Genomic DNA, 18,941 nt, shown 5'->3' with positions numbered 1-18,941 from the left:
CGGTCCATCCCGGCCTGTCTGGCCCGTCTGGCCTGTCCGGCCTGTCTGACCCATGAGTGACGACCCGCCCCGGCCCGTCCTGCAACCGCGAGGACGGGCCGGGTTGCGTGTTCTCGCCCCTCCAGCCGCCGAACCCCTCCCCCGCCGAAGGAGAACCTCCCGCCATGGCAAGACTCGCATTCCTCGTTCGCAGCGAAGCCGAAGGTCCACACGGTCGGGACGCGCACCGCACCGGGACAGGGTGGCGGACACGCGTCGGGACCTTCGCCGCCACCGCGGCCATGGTCTCGGCCGGTATCGTGATCGGCGCCCAGCCCGCCGCGGCGGCCCCGGCCCCCATCAGGCTGACCTCCGCGTCCTGCCCCGCCGAGATCGTGCAGGGCCAGACGAACGGTTGCGTCACGGAGTTGCAGAACCTGCTCAACGCGCACGGCGCCGGGCTGGCGGTGGACGGCCAGTTCGGCGCGGGCACGCTCTACGCGGTCCGTGAGTACCAGGCCGCCACCGCCATCGCCGTGGACGGGCGGGTGGGCCCCGCGACCAAGAGCAAGCTGTACGCGACCGGAGGCTCGGCGCCCGCCCCCGTCAACCTGAACTCGTCCGCCTGCCCCGCGAACATCGTCCAGGGTGCCAAGGGCGGCTGCGTCACCGAGCTGCAGCGGCTGCTGCGCCACCAGGGCTACGCCGTCGACGTGGACGGCGACTTCGGGGCCGGGACGGCGAGCGCCGTCCGCGCCTTCCAGTCCTCCCGCGGTCTCACGGCCGACGGCCAGGTCGGTCAGGCCACCAAGCGGGCGCTGTACGACACCGACGAGTCACCGTCGACGAGCCTGGACCTGAGGTCGTCGTCCTGCCCGGAGAACATCGTGGAGGGGCAGAGCGGCGGTTGCGTCGCCACGCTGCAGTCCCTGCTGAACGGCAAGGGCCAGAGCCTCGACGTCGACGCAAGTTTCGGTCCCCGCACCCTGGCGGCCGTGAAGGCCTTCCAGTCCGCGAGCGGCCTGACCGCCGACGGAGCGGTCGGCCCGACCACCAAGGCCGCCCTGTACGCGAACATCGGCGGTGGCGGCGGCAACGGCGCGCCCGCGCCGGTCAACCTGAACTCCGCCTCCTGCCCGAACGAGATCGTGCAGGGGCAACGCAGCGGCTGTGTCACCGAGTTGCAGAGCCTGCTCAACCACCACGGTGCCGATCTCGCCGTCGACGGTGACTTCGGCGCGCTCACCGACAGCGCCGTCAGGGACTTCCAGGCCGAGAAGGGGCTGTCGGTCGACGGCCACGTGGGACCCAACACCAAGGCCGCGCTGTACGGCGCGGTCACCCCGCCGTCGTCGCCTACGCCCGGTGGCGGCTACGCCAGGATCCTCGACGTGGCGGAAGCCGAGGTGGGCACGGTCGAGGGCAGCGCCCGCGCGAACAGCTACGGCTCGTCGGTCGGTCTCTCCCTCTCCACCAGCAACTACGCCTGGTGCGCGACGTTCGTGAGCTGGGTGGCCAAGCAGACCGGGGCCAGCTCCTACCGCAACTCCTATGTCTCGGGCTGGGTCAAGCAGGCGCGGGCCGGCAACTACCACCTGTCGGTGACGACCAGCCCGCAGCCGGGCGACATCGTGGCCTTCGACTGGGACGGCGGAAGCGACTTCACCGGGGGCAACGAGCACATAGGGATCGTGCGCACGGTGTCCGGATCGTCCTTCACCACCGTCGAGGGCAACACGGGCAACCCCAACGGCGACAACGACGGCGTCTACGTCAGGTCCCGTGCCACGAACAGCGGCTACGACGTGGTCTTCATCCGCGTCCGCTGAGGGGCCGCGGATGAAGACCAGGGTGCGCGGTCCTTCGCCGGTCAGTACGGTGCTGTCCTGGTGTCCGACCCGGGGCGGGGTGATCCCGCCGGGTCCGCGAGCGGTGGAGGCGGCATGGCCGACAAGAAGGCGGCAACTCTGCCGCGTAAACCGTACGAGCGTGAACTGTTGCGCCTGCAGACCGAGTTGGTGAAACTCCAGGAATGGGTCCGGGCGGAGGGCGCCCGGCTCGTGGTCGTCTTCGAGGGACGCGACGCGGCCGGCAAGGGCGGCACCATCAAGCGTGTCGCCGAGCACCTCAATCCGCGGGTCGCCCGGATCGTGGCCCTGCCCAAGCCGACCGAGCGGCAGCGCACCCAGTGGTACTTCCAGCGCTACACCGAACACCTTCCGGCGGCCGGCGAGATCGTGCTGTTCGACCGCAGCTGGTACAACCGGGCCGGTGTCGAGCACGTGATGGGCTTCTGCACGAAGCAGGAGTACCAGCTCTTCCTGCGCCAGTGCCCGATCTTCGAGCGGATGCTGGTGGAGGAGGGGATCGTGCTGCGCAAGTACTGGTTCTCGGTGAGCGACGCCGTACAGGAGGACCGGTTCCGGCGCCGCCTCGACGATCCGGTACGGCGCTGGAAGCTCTCGCCGATGGACCTGGAGTCGATCACCCACTGGGAGGCGTACTCACGGGCCAAGGACGAGATGCTGGTCCATACGGACATCACCGAGGCGCCCTGGTTCATCGTCGAGAGCGACGACAAACGGCGGGCCCGCCTCAACATGATCGCCCATCTGCTGGGTTCGCTGCCCTACCACGACGTCCCGCCACCGGTGCTGGAGCTGCCGAAACGCCCGCCGTCGACCGGCTACGAGCGCCCGCCGCGTGATCTGCAGACGTACGTCCCCGATCACGCGGCGAGCCTGTGACCGGACGGACGGCACCGCCCCGTGGCCGTGCTCACATCGGCTGACGGCCTGCCGCGTCACCGCCCGGGTCGTCGGCGAGGACCACCGAGGCCCGGATGCGTTTGCCGACCGGCTCCCGATGGATCTCGAAGCTCCGGGACACCGCCATGACGATCTCCAGACCGTGCTGACCGACCCGGGCCGGGTTCGGCGGCAGGATCCGCGGCAACGCGGTGCCGCTGTCCCACACCGTCACCGTGACGGCCTCGCCGTCGGCCTCCAAGGTCATCACACAGGGACCCGGGGCGTGTTTGCGGGCATTGGTCACCAGCTCGGACACCACCAGCTGAACCATTCCGACTGCCCGCGAGGACACTTCGATCCCATGATCGACCCGCAAGGATTCCATGAATCCGCAGGCCGCGTCACGGGCATCACCGATCCCCGCAGTGCCTTCCACCACAGCGGTCACCGCCGCGGAAGTATCCGTCCATTGCTGCCGGCCTTCTGTCTGCCCAGCCAATTTCATCATTCCGCCTCACTGCCGAAGCGCTCTTACCGGATGTCGCTTACCCCGGAAACACCACTTCAACGGTAAAACCGGCACCGATTGCGGACCGGGACACCGACCAGGCGGCGGGTGGCCCGTGCCATGGGGGCCACGAGCCGGCTGCCGTAGCCGACGTGGACGTCGGCGCGGGCTCAGGCCAGGGCCCTCGACGCCGAGAGGAACGTGGACACCAGTTCACGTGCCCAGTCGCTGGAGGCCGGCTGGGCGCTGAAGATGGCGCGGTAGTACAGCGGTCCCAGCAGGAAGTCCACGGCGCTCTCCACAGCGGGGGCACGGCCGCCGCGGGACCGCTCGCGCTCGATGATGGCGCTCAGCTGCTCATGCCGGTCCCCGATGCAGGCGCAGCCGCCTTCCGGCCCGGAGCCGATGGCGGCGCGCATGAGCGCGAGGGTGTCGGGGTCCGCGAGGTCGGTCGCCACGTCCCCCAGCCAGCGCTCCAGGTCACCGGCGAGGGTGCCGGTGTCGGGCACGACGACGTCGCCGCTGAACCGGCTGGTGGCCACATCGCTCAGGAGCTGAGCTGCCGAGCCCCAGCGCCGGTACACCGTGGTCGGGTGCACGCCCGCGCGGGCGGCGACGGCGGGAATCGTCAGGGCCTCCGCGGGTTCCTCCGCGAGGAGCTGTGCGACGGCGTGGTGAACGGCCGCGCGGACCTTCGCGGAGCGACCGCCGGGGCGTACCTGAGCTTGAGCGTCATCCATGGGGAAATTATCGCACTGATCGTTGCGTTAGTGGTAGCGTCCTTAACGCATCGATCACTGCGTTTGGAGAGAGTCATGTCCGTCTCCGCCCTATCCGACAGCGACAGCGACAGGAACAGCGACAGGAAGAACCAGATAGCGCCTCCTTCCGATACCAACCCGCCCGGTCGACGCCGCCGCGGCGAGCTCACCCGGCCGACCGCTTTCGCCGCCATCGCCGTCGTCTTCGTGCTCTTCATGGCCGCGTCCAGCGCCCCGTCCCCCCTCTACGTCGTCTACCAGCAGCACTGGGACTTCTCCGCGACCACCCTCACCACGGTGTTCGCCGTCTATGTGCTCGGGATGATCGCGGCCCTGCTGGTGCTCGGCTCCCTGTCCGACCATCTCGGCCGCCGCCCGGTACTGCTCTCCGCGATCGCGCTGGAGGCCGCGTCGATGGGACTCTTCCTCGTCGCGGACAGCGTGTCCCTGCTGCTGACCGCGCGCCTGGTCCAGGGCGTCGCCACCGGGGCCGCGATGACCGCCCTCGGCGCGGCCCTGGCCGACCTCAACCCCACCCACGCGCCGCACCGCGCCGGCGTCGTCACCGGCGCGGCACCCACCTTCGGGCTGGGGCTCGGCGCCCTGGGCTGCGGCTTCCTCGTCGAGTACGGCCCCCACCCCACCCGCCTCGTGTACGTACTGCTGCTGGGTGGCCTCGTCCTCGCCGCGGCCGTGGTCGCGGCACTGCCCGAGACGTCGCTGCGCCGGCCCGGCGCCGCCCGCTCCCTCCAGCCCCGCCTCAAAGTGGCGCCCCACCTGCGGGCGGACCTGCTGCGCCTGGTGCCGATCCTCGTCGCGAGCTGGGCGCTGGGCGGCCTGTACCTCTCGCTCGGACCGTCGGTCGTCGTGGGCCTGTTCGGCCTCTCCAGTCACGTCGTCGGCGGCCTCGTGGTCACCCTGCTGACCGTACCGGCCTGTCTGACCGCGATCGCGCTGCGCGCCTGGCCCGTCGCCCGCACCCTCGCGCTCGGCGCCGCCCTCCTGCTCACCGGCACGGTGGTCGCCCTGACCGGTGTCGAGGAGGACTCGCTGCTCACCGCGGCGCTCGGCACCGTGGTCGCCGGGGTCGGGTTCGGCGCCTCGTCCCTCGCCAGTTTCGGCACGCTGGCCCGGATGGCCGCACCCTCGGAACGCGGCGAGCTGTTCTCCGTGGCCTTCGTGATCTCCTACCTGTCCTTCAGCGTGCCCGCCGTCGTCGCCGGAATCGCCGCCACCCACACGGGACTCCATGAGACGTCCATCGCCTACGCCGCCACGGTCGCCCTCCTCGCCGCCCTCGCACTGCTCGCCCAGTGGCTCCGCTCCCGCCAGACCGCCGCACGCGCCACCTGCCCCCAGACCTGACCGGCGTCCGCCCTCCGCCCCTCACCCCTTCCTCCACCGCCCCTCCACCCGTCGCCCCTTCGAGGCGCGCGACGGGCAGGGCCGTGGCGGGTGACGGGCAGAGCCGTGGCGGACGACCGCGATTCCGCGTACCTCCACAGTCCGCGTCAGAAGTCTTGACAACGATGTCAGACGCGTGATCTAGTCCGCTTCCATCCAGCCGGATCCCGTTGATTGCGCTGCGAGGGGGGCTCGACGCGATGACCTGCACACCGCTTGCCCTCCGTGCCGGATTTCCGCGCCCGAGGCACACACAGACATGAGCGCCGGCCCTTTCGGGCCGGCGCTCTTCTCCGTGCGCAGCACACGAAGAGCGAGGAACAGGAGACCGCTTCCATGCACAGACCCCGCCGACGATGGCGTGACCGCGCGTCAACAGGGCTCGCCGCACTGCTCGTTGCCGGGGGCGCCCTGGCTCCGGTGCCGGCCGCCGCCCAGGCTCCCGCGGCGACCGCTCCACCGACCTCTCTGGTCAACCCGTTCATCGGCACCCAGAACTTCGGCAACACCTTCCCCGGCGCGAGCGCCCCCTTCGGCATGGTCCAGGTCAGCCCGGACACCGGCGGCCAGGGCGGCTACGACTACCAGCAGGACAAGATCCACGGGTTCAGCCAGACCCACCTCTCCGGTGTCGGCTGTTCCGTCATGGGTGAGCTGCCGATCATGCCGACGACCGGCGCGGTCGACAGCGTCGACCCGAACTCCTACCGGTCGGCGTTCTCGCACGACGACGAGGACGCCGAACCCGGTTACTACCGCGTCGGGTTGAAGTCGTACGGCATCGACGCCGAGCTGACCGCCACCTCCCGCACCGGATGGCAGCGCTACACCTTCCCCTCGACCGACCGCGCCAACGTCCTGTTCAACACGGGCAAGGCCAACCAGAAGGTCTACAGCTCGGAGGTGCACGTCGTCGGCGACCGGACCGTCGAGGGCCGTGTCGAAGCCGGCAACTTCTGCGCGGGCAAGGACAAGCACACCGTCTACTTCACGGCGACCTTCGACCGGCCGTTCACCTCGCACGGCGCGTGGCGCGGGAGCACCCCCGCCCCCGGCGAAAGGGACGCGTCCGGCGAGGGCGACAACGGTGCCTGGGTGACCTTCGACGCCGCCGCCGACCGCGACGTCGTCGTCAAGGTGGGGCTCTCCTACACGGGTCCCGAAGGCGCCCGCAAGAACCTCACCGCGGAGACACAGGACTCGTACGACTTCGACGCCACGCGGGCGGCGCTGCACGCGACCTGGGAGCGGCAGCTCGACGCGGTCAAGATCGGCGGCGGTTCGGCCGAGCGGCAGCGCGCGTTCTACTCCGCCCTCTATCACGCGCAGCTGCATCCGAACCTCGCCGGAGACGTCGACGGCCGGTACGCGGGCTTCGACGGGAAGAACCATGTCGCGTCGGGGTTCACGCCGTACCAGAACCTGTCGCTGTGGGACACCCACCGGCCGCAGAACCAGCTGCTCCAGATGTTGCAGCCGAAGGTCGCCCGTGATGTCGCGCTGTCCGTCGTCGCGATCGGACGGGACGGCGGCTGGCTGCCGCGCTGGTCGCTCGCCAACAGCGAGACCAACATCATGACCGGTGACCCGGTGACGCCCTTCCTGGTCGAGGCATGGTCCAAGGGGCTGCTCGCAGGTCACGAGAAGGAGGCGTACGCGCTGCTGCGGAAGAACGCGGTCAGTACGCCACCGGCCGACTCCCCCTACAACGGCCGCGCGGGGGTGGACGCGTACCAGAAGCGCGGTTACGTCCCCAGCGGGCTGGAACCGGGGAAGGACTGCGCCGACAAGGGCGGTGACAACGACTGCCGCCATCCCGCCTCGGCGACCATGGAGTACGCGGCGGCGGACGCATCGCTGGCGCTGATGGCCAAGGGACTGGGACACGGCGCGGACGCCAAGATGTTCGCGGCGCGCGGCCAGTGGTACCGGAACCTGTGGGACTCCTCCATCCAGCAGTTCCGGCCGCGTACGACCGACGGCACCTGGCTGACGCCCTACGACCCGGTCGAAGCGGGCCACCAGTTCCATGAGGGCGGCGCCTATCAGTACCAGTGGCTCGCGCCCCAGGACCCGGCCGGACTCGTCTCCCTGATGGGCGGCAAGAGCGCGACCGAGAGGCGGCTCGACTCCTTCTTCGCGTACGACAAACTCCTCGCGGACCCGGCCAGGACCGCTCGCGAGGACTGGATCTCGGCTCCGTACGACTACTACGGCAAGTCGACCTACAACCCGAACAACGAGCCCGACCTGCACGCCCCGTACATGTACCTGTGGGCCGGCGCGCCCGCCAAGACCGCCACCGTGGTCCGCGCCGCGATGACGCTCTTCACGGACGGGCCCGACGGCATGACCGGGAACGACGACCTGGGCACCATGTCGGCCTGGTACGTCTTCTCCTCGCTGGGCCTGTACCCGACGACGAACGGCGGTGGCTTCCTCGCCGTGTCCAGCCCGCAGTTCCCCTCGGCTGACATCCGCATCGGCGCGTACGGGAAGCAGCAGGGCGGCACGCTGACCGTGAAGGCGCCGGGTGCGAGCGACACCCAGCGCTACGTCAAGCGGGCGACGTTCGGCGGGAAGAACCTGCGCGCCACCTGGCTGGACTGGGACGCGGTCGCCAAGGGCGGCAGCCTCGCCTTCGAGATGACCGGCAAGCCGTCGGCGTGGGGTACGGGCAAGGGTGACGAGCCGCCGTCCGTGAACCGCGCGGCAGCGGATTCCCGCCGCGATCTCGACGCGTCGCTCCGTACCGCTTCCGACGTCCTGCCCACGTCCGACAGCGCGCAGAGCGTCCGCCTGAAGCTGGACGTGCTGGGCCAGTCCCCCGGCACCCTGCGGGTGGGCGTCGACGCGAAGGCTCCCGGCGGCTGGACCGCGAAGACCTCGGACTCCTTCTCGTTGGTGTCCCGCCGTCTTCCGGTCCAGCGGACCGCGACCGTGGACGTGAACGTGCCGGCCGGGACCGCGCCGGGTTCGTACACCGTGCGGATCACGGCGGCGGCGAAGGGCGTGAAGAGCGTGGAGCGGGTCGCGACCATCGAGGTACGCGCCGCGGCCCGCTGCGCGCCGGACATCGACGGGCAGTGTGCCGTGGACCTCGGCAAGGAGGTGAACCACGACGGAACCGCGACCGTCGCGGCCTCCGGGCAGGGCGACTTCGACGGCGGCGGCTGGAGCTTCGACGGTGATCTGCTGCCCGCGGCGGGTCCGGTCGTCTGGGGCGGCGTGACCTACGACGCTCCCGATCCGTCCGGCACCGCCGAGAACTTCGTCGAGGCCCGCGGGCAGTCCATGCTGCTCCCGGCCGGTTCGTACGGCGCGCTGCGCGTTGTCGCCGTGGCCCACCACGGCCCGGTCACGACCGCGCTGACCGTCCGCTACACCGACGGGACCACCGCGGAAGTGCCCGTCCCCGTGGGCGACTGGGCGGGGTCGGCGCCGCAGGGCAGCTCCGTGGTGCTGGAGATGCCGCACCGGATCAAGCGCGGGCAGGGGGTGGACGGCCCTCCGGTGCGGCTGTTCGGCGCCTCGGCGGACCTCGACGCGTCGAAGACGGTGCGCTCCGTCGGCCTGCAGAACGATCCTCGGGTGCAGGTGTACGCGATCACGCTGAAGTAGAGCCGAAGGAGAAGGCAGAACTTCGTACCTCCACCGGCCCACGCCTCTCCATCGGGAGGCGTGGGCCGGTGTTTTCGCTGCCTTCGCGAAGCCCGCCGCGGCATGCGTACCCCCGCTCATGACACCAAGCTCCCGAGGCCTCAGACTCCCCCCATGCCCAAGTCCATATCCCTCTCCATGTCAGGAACCAGGCTTCTCGGACGGTCGGTCACCGCAGCCGTCCTCGTCGCGGCCACCCTGTCCGCGTGCGGCACGGAGCAGGGCGGCCGGTCTCAGTCGGCCGTCCCTCCGACCTCGTACCCGACCTCGTACCCTCCTCGGCCGAAGTGCGCGCAGCCCGCGGAAGACGCCACGGCTCCACCCACCGCCCGGCCCTCCTCATCCAGGCCGAGTGCGGACGGCGAGCGTTCGCAGGAGCAGTCGGGGGAGAACGAGGACCGGCCTCCCCACTACGCCGAGAACCACGCCTACCGCATGCAAGGTTCTCTGTCCGAGGACAAGCGCGCCCAGGGAGAGGCCTCGGCCGCACTCATTCGCAGGGAACTGGAGAAGGTCCGGGAGGAGGGCGGTTCCGGCGCGTACGGCGTCTTCGACGAGCAGCGGATCGCTGCGGCGCTGAAACGGCTCGGCTGCGGCAAGGAGCACGGCGTCTACATCGGGAACGGGTTCTACAGCGTCCACACGGGAGTCGTGTGCGTGTCCGGCTACGTGAAGAAGGACGAACTGACCAGCGAGGTGCACGGCGCCTACGCCGAGCCCCAGCCCGGCACGGGCCCGTGCGTCGAGAACCGAGGGGGCCACTGACCGCCTCCCGGCGAGAACGCGGAGTACCGGGAACGCCCGACGCAGGACCCACGGAGCACCTACGATGCCTGCACGGTGCCTGGGCAGAGTGCGGCGCTTTGGGGGCGGCATGGAACCGGACGCGAGCAGCAAGGACATGCCACCGATCCGAGTGGCCGCGGTGGACGACCATCCCATCCTGCTGGACGGGATCGCGGCCTATTTCGCCCGTCACGCACCCGACATCACGCTCGTGGCGACGGCCGAGGACGTCGACACCCTGCTTGCCGAGCACCCGGGCGACGAGGGAGCGCTCGTCGTCCTGCTCGATCTGCGCCTGCGGGACCGCAGTGACATCGGCTCGAACGTCCGTCGACTACGGGCCGCCGGAGCGCGCGTGCTGGTCTTCACCGGTGAACAACGCCCCGCACTGGTGCGCCGGGCCCTTGACGCAGGGGCGCTGGGCCTGGTGCTGAAAGAGGACCCGCGGGAGCGTCTGGTGGAGGCGATCCACACCGCGGAGACGGGCGAACTGTACGTCTCCAGCCGACTTGCCCACCACATCGTGCACGACCCACGAGGCGGCATCAGCCTCTCCCCACGACAATCGCAGGTGCTTGACCTGATCGCCAAGGGGTTGCCGCACGAGGACATCGCCCGCATTCTGCACATCACCGAGGACACCTTGCGTACCCACCGCTCACGAGCGATCCAGGCTTACTCGAAGGCTAGCGGCAGGCCGGTCGAGGGCACGGGTGACCTGGTCTACCGAGCCGTGGCCGACGGTGTCATCGACATCGACCCGGACTTGCCCGAACGGACCGGGCGCTGAGTTCGCGGTCCTACCGCCGAGGGGTGGAACGCGGACTGTCGTCCGCGATGGCCGCGCTGTCGGCCCTGTTCGCGCTGAGCTGGTCGGTGTTCCTCCTCGCCGACGGTTCGGCGCCCGACCTCGACATCCGCGCCGTCGGGGCGGTGTTCCTCGCACAGTCCGTGATCACAGCGGTTCGGGGATTGCGCATGCGGCTGTCCCGCACAGACGCGGCGGTGGCTCTTGTTCTGGCTGTCCTCGGGCAGGCGGTGATCGCGCTGGGCGGCACTTCGCGCGTCGTGGTCGGGCAGCGCTGTCTGCTGGCTGTGCCCGCCGTGCTGCTCGCCACCGCACTGCTACCACGTTGGGTGGGCCGGTGGGTCTGCGTCGTGGCTGTCGGGGCGCAGGTCGCCGCGAGCTGGCCCGCGGACGGACCCGCGGCCGCCCTGGAGAGCGTCTGGCCGGTGGTGGCGACAGCGGTGGCCGGTGGCGTGCTCGTCCCGTTGATGCGCACGGCCGGTGACCGGGCCGACCGGGCACAGCGACAGGTGCGGGCGGTGAAGGCGGCGGCGAGCCGGGCAGCGGGCCGTCGTGAGGCGCATCGGCATTTCCAGGGCGTGCTGCACGACGAGATCAGCACCGCGTTGCAGGCCATCAGCATGCCCGGAGTCCCAGTGACGCGGCTGCGGGAGGCGGCCGCCGGTGCCGTGGCCGCGCTCGCCGCCGCTCCCACCGGGCCCGGCCTCGGCGGTCGGACCGATCTGGCGGCCGTGGTCCGCTCCCTCCGGCCACCGCAGGGGACCACGATGACGATCGAGGTCACGGGACAGGTTCCGGTGCCACCCGAGGTGGCCGAAGCGTTGACGGGCGCAGCCCGGGAAGCCTTGCGCAACGTCGAGGACCATGCCGGGGCCCGGGCCGTCCAGGTAAGCCTGCGCCAGGGGACACGGGACCATACCGACAACACGGGCAGAGGAAGTGACGGGTTCACCCTGCTCGTCACGGACGACGGCAGGGGCTTCCCGGCAGAAGAACTCTCCGCCACCTCGGTGGGGTTACGGCGGTCGGTGATCCGCCGGATGGCTGCCGTCGGGGGGTCGGCCGAGGTGTCGAGCACTCCCGGGCGCGGCACGACGGTACGGCTCCAGTGGTCTCCCCCGGCAGCCGCCCCCGCGACGACAACCGCGGCCGGGGCGGCGGACCGGCCCGGCGTGGCCGAGGACACGGTCGGACGGATGCAGGCCGCGGTCGGGGACGTACGGCGTCCGTTGGCTGCCGTCTGTCTGCCGTTCCTCGCCGTCATGGGCATCATCGCGGCCGTCCACACGCTCCAGACCCCGGGCACGGGGCACTTGTTGGTCTGGTACGTGATACTCGCCGTCATCACTGTGGCGCTCCTGCTGCGCGCCGAGACGGTCATCCCGCGCCCCGTGGCGTGCGCCGCCTGCGTGTTCGCCGTCGTCGGGGCGCTGGGGAGCTTCCATGTGCTGCCGCTGGCGGGCCTCGCGGACTACACCTCCTGGCCCGTCGGTGCGGTGACGCCGCTTCTCACCCTTCTGGTCATCGTCCGCCCGGCCTGGGAGGCGCTGACGGCGTTGGCGGTGGAGCAGATCGGTATCGTCGTCCTGGTGATCGCCGGTCCACCGATCGCGTCCTCGGCCGGGGCGACCGCCGCCCTGGTGGTGCCCGCCCTCTTCGCACCCGCGCTCGGCGTGATCACAGGGCTGGCCATCGGGCGCACCGTGGCCCGGCTCGGCGGAGCGACGGCACACGCCGAGGCCGAGCGGTCGGTCACGCTCGCGGCCGAAGCCGCCCGCCAGGCACGCGAGGAACTGCACAGCAGGAGGCTGGCCGATCTCGGCGAGGCGATCGTGCCGTTGCTCACCGATGTGGCGTCCGGACGGTGCACATCCGACGACCCGGGCGTGCGGGAGCGCGCCCGTCTGCTCGACGGTGCGGTCCGGGACGAGATCCACCTGCCCGGCGTACTCGACCGCTCCGCGCGCGAGTTGCTGAGCAGGGTCCGTGGGGAGGACTGCGCGGTCTTCATCCAGTCGGACTCCGACGATCCGCACCCGCCGGCCTTCCTGCGGCTGCTGTTGACCACCGCGTTGAACTGCGGCCCGACTCCGCGCGAGCTGTACCTCACGGTGAACGCCACCCAGGGTGGGGTGCGTGCCTCCCTGGTGCTCCTTCCGGGGCACGAGGTGCGGGCCCGGGCACTTCGCGAGGCCGTCGCCGAGGCCGTGACGGGGAGCGTGGTGGAGAACTCGCTCAGCTCCACCTGGGTCGAGGCGGACGTCCGCGCGACCTGACCACGTAACGGGCCGTCCGTACCGGGACGGCGTGGCTGTCACCACTTGCGGGGACAGCCAGAACGCGCCGCGGCCGAGAACATCGAGAGGCGTCGGGACGCACGGTCCCGGCGCTTGTGAGAGGACGGCCATGCCCGACTTCATCCGTCAGCATCTACGCAGATTCACCGCCTCGGTCGAGCAGTCCGACGCGCTCTCTCCGGCGCAGCGGGCGTCTCTCCTCCGAGGGTACGAGGAGGCGCTCGTGAACGAGGCACCGCCGCGACTGGTCCTCATCGGCCAGGCCGGGGTCGGCAAGTCCAAGACCATCAACGCCCTGTTCAACGCGGGCCAGGAGGTCGGCCACAGCAGGGCCACCACCGATCGGGCCTGGACGATCCCGGTCCAGGAGGTCAGCGGGAGCCATGGAACCCTGGAGGTCGTCGACATGCCTGGCATCGGCGACGACATCGCCAACTACCGGCGCTACCTCGACCTGTACCGCGAGATCCTGCCCACGGCAGACGCCGTCGTGTGGATCCACGCGGCCGAGGACCGGACGGTTCAACTCGTCCAGCAGGCGCTGAGGGATCTCTTCGGGCCCAGCCCGGAACTCGTCGGCCGGCTGGTCTTCGGCCTCAACAAGGCCGACGAGATGGGTCCTCACGACTGGAACACCCGCGCGAACCTGCCCTCGGAGCTCCAGCGGGCGGCGCTGCGGGACAGGGAGGGGGCCTTCACCCGCAGCATCGCGCACGCCCTGCCGGCCTGGCGGGGCCGGGCGGTGTCGTACGCCGCGCTGCATCACTACAACCTGACGGCACTGTTCAAGGAGATGATGTACGCGGTCCCCGAGCAGCGCAGATGGGTCCTGGAGCAGCGGATGGATCTGGCGGACTTCACGGCACTCGTGGACCGCAAGCTGCTGCGGGCCGCTCAGGCGCGGACCCTGGCCGAGGTACCGGCCGCCGTGCCCGAGGCGCCGGCCGTGCCCCCTCAACCCGCACAAAGGTTGCGAGAGCGGCCGAGCCCCGAGCCGCCACGGTCGGTCAACGAGGCACTTGCGGGGCTGTCGGAGGCCCAATGGCAGGAGTTGCACGCGGACCGGGCCCGGCTACAGGAGTTCGTCCGGCGCGTGGAGCAGGAGATGGGCCGATGAACGCCGAACCCGGACCGGGCGAGTTCGACTCCGTCGTGAACGCCCTGCGCATGGTCATGCGGGAGCAGGAGGAGAACCTGCGGGAGATCGACCGGATGTCCGAAGTCTCCTTCCGGCTCTGGCTCAACAGTGTGGCGGAACGGCTGGCGAAGGTCGCTGGTATCTCACTGGCGCGCATACATGCCTACTTCGGCGACCTGACGACGATCCTTACCAACGCCCGCTCGACACTGAGGCGTTCGTACCACGACGAGTACCGACGGGCACGCCGTGTACCGCCGGCCCCGGCCGGCTGACGGATCAGGAGGAACACACCATGGCGTGGGTCGAGTTCGCTTTTCCCCGTTGCCCGGCCTGCTCCCGCTCCTGGGCTGTCAGCCGCCACCATGGTTGCCCCACGGCGGAGGCTGTGGGGCACGGCGGTGGTCTTGAGATCGATCCGGACCGGTCGCGGGTGCGGTGCACGGGCTGCCGACGCAACTGGGAGGTGTGGGAGACGCGTTTCCACTGTTCCTGCGGCCGTCGGTTCGAGGCCCACGAGGTGGAAGAGGCGGTGCGGGAGGTGATCCGCGTGGCATCGCTGCTTGCGCGGGTGCTGACACAGCAGGCTAGGGACCTGGCCGAGATCCGCCGTGCGGGTGAGGTGTCGTTCCGTGCGTGGGTGAGCCGGTTCACTGACTCGGTGGCCGGCTCGCTCGGAGCGATGGCAGGTCGGATCGTGGGTAGTTTGCTACGAGCTCTGGACTGAGGGGAGAAGCGGCAGTTCCTGCGCTGATCGTGGGTGCCATGAGGCATGGATGACCGGGCTGCGGCGGGCGGCGCGATCGCGTCGTCGCCGTACACCTTTCGGGCCTACGCGGACGGCGTGCCGAAGGTGAAGGTGCTCACCTGCCTCCGCGGGTGTCCGGTTTCGTCCGTGACAGGCCCTCTGGCCGGCGTTAGGCGGCCCGGATGACGGGTACCCGCTCGCCCGGCAGCAGGGGCGACGTGTGGCGACCGGTCGGACCTGCGGTGAGACTGGGGCGAGCGGCGTCCGACGATGGGTGGAGCATGTTCAGCGTTGAGGAAACGATCGAGGTCGCGGTTCCGGTGAGTTCCGCGTACAACCAGTGGACGCAGTTCAAGAGCTTTCCCCGGTTCATGACCGCGGTGAAGAAGGTCGAGCAGGTCCGCCCGGCGCTCCTGTCGTGGACGCTCGCCGCCGGACCCCTGCGCCGCGAGTTCCAGGCCGAGATCGTCGAACAGGAACCCGACTCCCATCTGACGTGGCGCAGCCTCGAACGGCACTTCGGCCATCAGGGTGAGGTGTCGTTCCGGCCCGCCACGGACGGCGCGGCGGACCGTACGACCGTCGTCGTCCGGATCGAGGTCGACACCCCCGCCGCCAGCGCCCTCCTCGGCGGCCTCCCCGAGCTGGTCAGCCGGGTGGTCCAGCGGGAGCTGCGGCACTACAAGGCGTTCATCGAGGGGCTCGGCGCGGAGAGCGGGGCCTGGCGCGGCACCATCCGCGACGGACGCGTACGGCCCGTGGAACCCAAGCCGCACCGGAGCCGTGTCGCCCACTGGCCCGTCGGCTGACGCCGGGAGGGACAGCGTGACGGCAGCGTGCGGCAACAGTGTGAGTGAAAGGCAATGCCGATGAAGAAGGCGCCCGGCGACGAGCCGAACGAGGCTCTGCGCGTGACCCCGCCGAAGAAGTGGGCCGCGGGCGTACCCGCGGTCGCCCACGCGTTGGGGTACTCCCTGGAGGAAACCTCGGCACGACGCACCGGGGAGACGCTGCTGACCATGAACCAGGTGGGCGGCATCGACTGCCCCGGGTGCGCGTGGGCGGACCCCTCACCCGGCAACCGGCATCGCAACGAGTACTGCGAGAACGGCGCCAAGCACATCAACGACGAGGCGACGTCGCGGCGCATCGGCGCCGACTTCTTCCGCGAGCACACGGTCTCCGAGCTGGGCCGGCGCTCCGACAAATGGCTGAACCAGCAGGGCCGGCTCACCGAGCCGATGGTCAAGCGGCCGGGGTCCGACTCGTACGAGCCGATCAGCTGGCACGACGCCTTCGACCTGCTGGCCTCGGAACTGACCTCGCTCGACTCCCCCGACGAGGCGGTGTTCTACACCTCCGGCCGGGCCAGCAACGAGGCCGCGTTCGTGCTGCAACTGTTCGCCCGGGCGCTGGGCACCAACAACCTGCCCGACTGCAGCAACATGTGCCACGAGTCCAGCGGCTTCGCGCTGCACGAGACGCTGGGTACGGGCAAGGGAACGGTCAGCCTCGACGACCTGCACCACGCGGACCTGATCTTCGTGGTGGGGCAGAACCCCGGCACCAACCACCCGCGGCAGCTCTCGGCACTGGAGGAGGCGAAGCGCAACGGCGCCCGCATCATCGCGGTGAACCCCCTGCCGGAGGCCGGACTGCTGAGGTTCAAGAACCCGCAGAAGCCCAGCGGAGTGATCGGCAAGGGCACCCAGATCGCCGACCGGTTCCTCCACATCCGCAACGGCGGCGACCTGGCCCTGTTCCAGGGGATCAACCGGTTGCTGCTGGAGGCCGAGGACGCCCGTCCGGGCGAGGTGCTCGCCCGCGACTTCATCGAGAGCGACACCAAGGGCTTCGAGGAGTTCGCCGAGCACGCCCGCAGCATCGAGTGGAACGACATCCTCGCCGCGACCGGTCTGGCACGCGAGGAGATCGAGCAGGTCCGGGACGAGGTGCTGGCCAGCCGGCGCGTCATCGTCTGCTGGGCGATGGGCATCACCCAGCACAAGCACGCCGTCCCCACCATCCGGGAGTTCGTCAACTTCCTGCTGCTGCGCGGGAACGTCGGCCGGGCCGGCACCGGGGCGTGTCCGGTGCGCGGGCACAGCAATGTCCAGGGCGACCGCACCATGGGCATCTGGGAGCAGATGCCGGACGATTTCCTCGACTCGCTCCAGGAGGAGTTCGGCTTCGACCCGCCGCGCGCCCACGGCCTGGATTCCGTGAACACGATCCGGGCGATGCGCGAAGGCCGCGTCAAGTTCTTCCTCGCGCTGGCCGGAAACTTCGTGCGGGCCGCTCCGGACAGCGAGATCACCGAAGAGGCCATGCGCAGCTGCCGTCTGACGGCCCACATCTCCACCAAGCTCAACCGGTCCCACACCGTGTGCGGCGAGACCGCGCTCATCCTGCCCACCCTCGGCCGCACGGAGGTGGACATCCAGGCCGACGGGGAGCAGTTCGTCACCGTCGAGAACTCGATGAGCGAGGTGCACACCACGCAGGGGCGGCTGCAGCCCGCCTCGCCCCTGCTGCTCAGCGAGATCTCCATCCTGTGCCGGCTCGCCCGTCGTACCCTCGACGGCCCGGGCGCCGACATCCCGTGGGAGGAGTTCGAGGCCGACTACGGCGCGATCCGCGACCACATCTCACGTATCGTCCCGGGACTGCACGACTTCAACCGGCGCGTGACACGCCCCGGTGGCATCCAGCTGCCGAACGCGGTCAACGAGGGCGTCTACCACAACGACGTCGGCAAGGCGCTGTTCACCGCCAACGACTTCGCGATGCTGCAGGCCCCCGAAGGACACCTGCTGCTGCAGACCTTGCGTTCCCACGACCAGTGGAACACCGTCCCCTACACGTCCAACGACCGCTACCGGGGCATCCACGGGAGCCGCCGCGTAGTGCTCGTCAATCCGGAGGACGTGGCCGCACTGGGCCTCTCGAACGGGCAGCACGTCGACCTGGTCAGCGTGTGGGGCGACGACCCCGAGCGGCGCGCCGAGGACTTCCGCGTGGTCCCCTACCCCACCACCCGGGGCTGCGCCGCCGCCTACTACCCGGAGACCAACGTCCTGGTGCCGCTGGACAGCGTGGCCGACAAGAGCAACCAGCCGACGTCGAAGGCGATCGTGGTCCGCCTGGAGCCGGTCACGGCGCCGGCGACCGCGCAGGCGAGGTGAGCGTCGGCCGCCACGTGGTGAACCTCAGCCCCCGGGTTCAGCTCCCGGGTACGGAGATCACGACCATCCGGTTCACCGTGCCGTCCTCGCCGACCACATCGCGTACGTGCCGGAAGCCGAGGCGTCGGCACAGGGCGAGACTCGCCGTGTTCCCGGCGCCCACCATGCCGTACGCCTCCGTCAGCCCCAGGTTGTCGGAGGCGTGGCGAAGCAGGCCGTGCACGGCCTCGGTGCCGATGCCCCGCCCCCAGTAGTCGGGGGCGAGGGCGACGATGAGTTCGTGCCCGTCGACGTTGCCGGTCTTCTTCACCTCCGCGTGACCGATGTACGTCCCCTGCCACCACACCCCCCACACATCGAACCGGCGCGTGGGATAGACGTCGGTGAGGATGGCACGGAACGCCGTACACAGGTCGGCCTCGGGCACCATGTCCTGGCCCATCCAGTGGCACACCTCCTCGTTGCGCAGCAGGGCGACGAAGTGGGCCTCGTCCTCGGGGCGGTAGGGCGTGAAGACCAGTCGTTCCGTCTTCAGGACGGGTGTTGTCATCGGTGGACTCCTCGGGTGAGGCGGAGAGGCGACTCCGTCCCGCGGAGGGACAGCGGCTCCCGTCCCTCCGCGGCCACGGACGGGTCAGGCCTCCGAATTCTCCATCCGCTCACGCAGGCTGCGCGGACGCATGTCGGTCCACACCTCGTCGACGTACGCGGAGCACTCCTCCTCGGTGCCCTCCTTCCCGACGGGCTGCCAGCCCGCGGGCACCTCGACGTCGACCGGCCAGAGGGAGTACTGGTCCTCGTCGTTGCGCAGCACCTGGTGGCGGGTGTTCTCGTCCATGTCGTTCTCTCCTGTCGTGAGTCGGGCGGATCGTGCGTCGAGGGGATGGTGAATTGGGGGAGCGTGCGGGAACCGGTCC

General features: G+C 70.4%; 15 protein-coding genes. 11 read left to right on the top strand and 4 right to left on the bottom strand.

The window, feature by feature from the left end:
- Positions 1-164 precede the first annotated feature (164 nt).
- Together K3769_RS38885 and ppk2 are read left to right on the top strand one after the other, a co-directional pair.
- Entirely contained in the window at positions 165-1,808 is a 1,644-nt protein-coding gene (locus K3769_RS38885) for a peptidoglycan-binding protein (protein ID WP_267030914.1), read from the top strand.
- Positions 1,809-1,922: 114 nt separating this feature from the next.
- Positions 1,923-2,726: a polyphosphate kinase 2 gene (gene ppk2, locus K3769_RS38880; protein WP_267030913.1), complete on the top strand. Its 804-nt coding sequence runs from the start codon at positions 1,923-1,925 to the stop codon at positions 2,724-2,726.
- Between the two features lie 31 nt (positions 2,727-2,757).
- Here ppk2 and K3769_RS38875 read toward each other — a convergent pair whose 3' ends face one another.
- Together K3769_RS38875 and K3769_RS38870 are read right to left on the bottom strand one after the other, a co-directional pair.
- Entirely contained in the window at positions 2,758-3,114 is a 357-nt protein-coding gene (locus K3769_RS38875; RefSeq protein WP_308216452.1) for an ATP-binding protein, read from the bottom strand.
- Between the two features lie 293 nt (positions 3,115-3,407).
- Positions 3,408-3,977, bottom strand: coding sequence for a TetR/AcrR family transcriptional regulator (locus K3769_RS38870; protein ID WP_267030912.1), 570 nt, complete (start codon positions 3,975-3,977; stop codon positions 3,408-3,410).
- Here K3769_RS38870 and K3769_RS38865 point away from each other — a divergent pair.
- From K3769_RS38865 to K3769_RS38825, 9 genes are all read left to right on the top strand, one after another.
- Entirely contained in the window at positions 3,909-5,363 is a 1,455-nt protein-coding gene (locus K3769_RS38865; RefSeq protein WP_372515124.1) for an MFS transporter, read from the top strand. The two genes, K3769_RS38870 and K3769_RS38865, sit on opposite strands and share 69 nt — an antisense overlap.
- Positions 5,364-5,738: 375 nt before the next feature.
- Positions 5,739-9,023, top strand: a complete 3,285-nt coding sequence (locus K3769_RS38860) for a GH92 family glycosyl hydrolase (RefSeq protein ID WP_267030910.1) — start codon at positions 5,739-5,741, stop codon at positions 9,021-9,023.
- Positions 9,024-9,176: 153 nt separating this feature from the next.
- Positions 9,177-9,827: a hypothetical protein gene (locus K3769_RS38855; protein WP_267030909.1), complete on the top strand. Its 651-nt coding sequence runs from the start codon at positions 9,177-9,179 to the stop codon at positions 9,825-9,827.
- 136 nt (positions 9,828-9,963) lie between these two features.
- The gene (locus K3769_RS38850; protein ID WP_267030908.1) at positions 9,964-10,638 is read left to right on the top strand and encodes a LuxR C-terminal-related transcriptional regulator; all 675 of its coding nucleotides are present in this window, start codon (positions 9,964-9,966) and stop codon (positions 10,636-10,638) included.
- 23 nt (positions 10,639-10,661) lie between these two features.
- Positions 10,662-12,932 carry a sensor histidine kinase gene (locus K3769_RS38845; RefSeq protein ID WP_267030907.1) on the top strand — a complete coding sequence of 757 codons (2,271 nt, stop codon included), beginning with the start codon at positions 10,662-10,664 and terminating at the stop codon, positions 12,930-12,932.
- Positions 12,933-13,062: 130 nt separating this feature from the next.
- Entirely contained in the window at positions 13,063-14,070 is a 1,008-nt protein-coding gene (locus K3769_RS38840) for a GTPase family protein (protein WP_267030906.1), read from the top strand.
- Positions 14,067-14,366 (top strand): hypothetical protein, encoded by a 300-nt coding sequence (locus K3769_RS38835; protein ID WP_267030905.1) that lies wholly within the window; start codon positions 14,067-14,069, stop codon positions 14,364-14,366. Before K3769_RS38840 ends, K3769_RS38835 begins: the two co-directional genes overlap by 4 nt.
- 754 nt (positions 14,367-15,120) lie before the next feature.
- Positions 15,121-15,648 (top strand): SRPBCC family protein, encoded by a 528-nt coding sequence (locus K3769_RS38830; RefSeq protein ID WP_267030904.1) that lies wholly within the window; start codon positions 15,121-15,123, stop codon positions 15,646-15,648.
- Positions 15,649-15,708: 60 nt separating this feature from the next.
- Positions 15,709-18,024, top strand: coding sequence for an FdhF/YdeP family oxidoreductase (locus K3769_RS38825; RefSeq protein ID WP_267030903.1), 2,316 nt, complete (start codon positions 15,709-15,711; stop codon positions 18,022-18,024).
- A gap of 37 nt (positions 18,025-18,061) precedes the next feature.
- Here the strand turns inward: K3769_RS38825 and K3769_RS38820 are convergent, their stop codons facing one another.
- Both K3769_RS38820 and K3769_RS38815 read right to left on the bottom strand, forming a co-directional pair.
- On the bottom strand, positions 18,062-18,574 hold the full coding sequence (locus tag K3769_RS38820) for a GNAT family N-acetyltransferase (protein ID WP_267030902.1): 513 nt from the start codon (positions 18,572-18,574) through the stop codon (positions 18,062-18,064).
- An 84-nt stretch (positions 18,575-18,658) separates the two neighbouring features.
- On the bottom strand, positions 18,659-18,862 hold the full coding sequence (locus K3769_RS38815) for an MbtH family protein (RefSeq protein WP_267030901.1): 204 nt from the start codon (positions 18,860-18,862) through the stop codon (positions 18,659-18,661).
- Positions 18,863-18,941 lie beyond the last annotated feature (79 nt).

This window comes from Streptomyces ortus (assembly GCF_026341275.1).
GTDB lineage: Bacteria > Actinomycetota > Actinomycetes > Streptomycetales > Streptomycetaceae > Streptomyces > Streptomyces ortus.
This window is presented reverse-complemented; position numbering and strand designations above follow the sequence as displayed.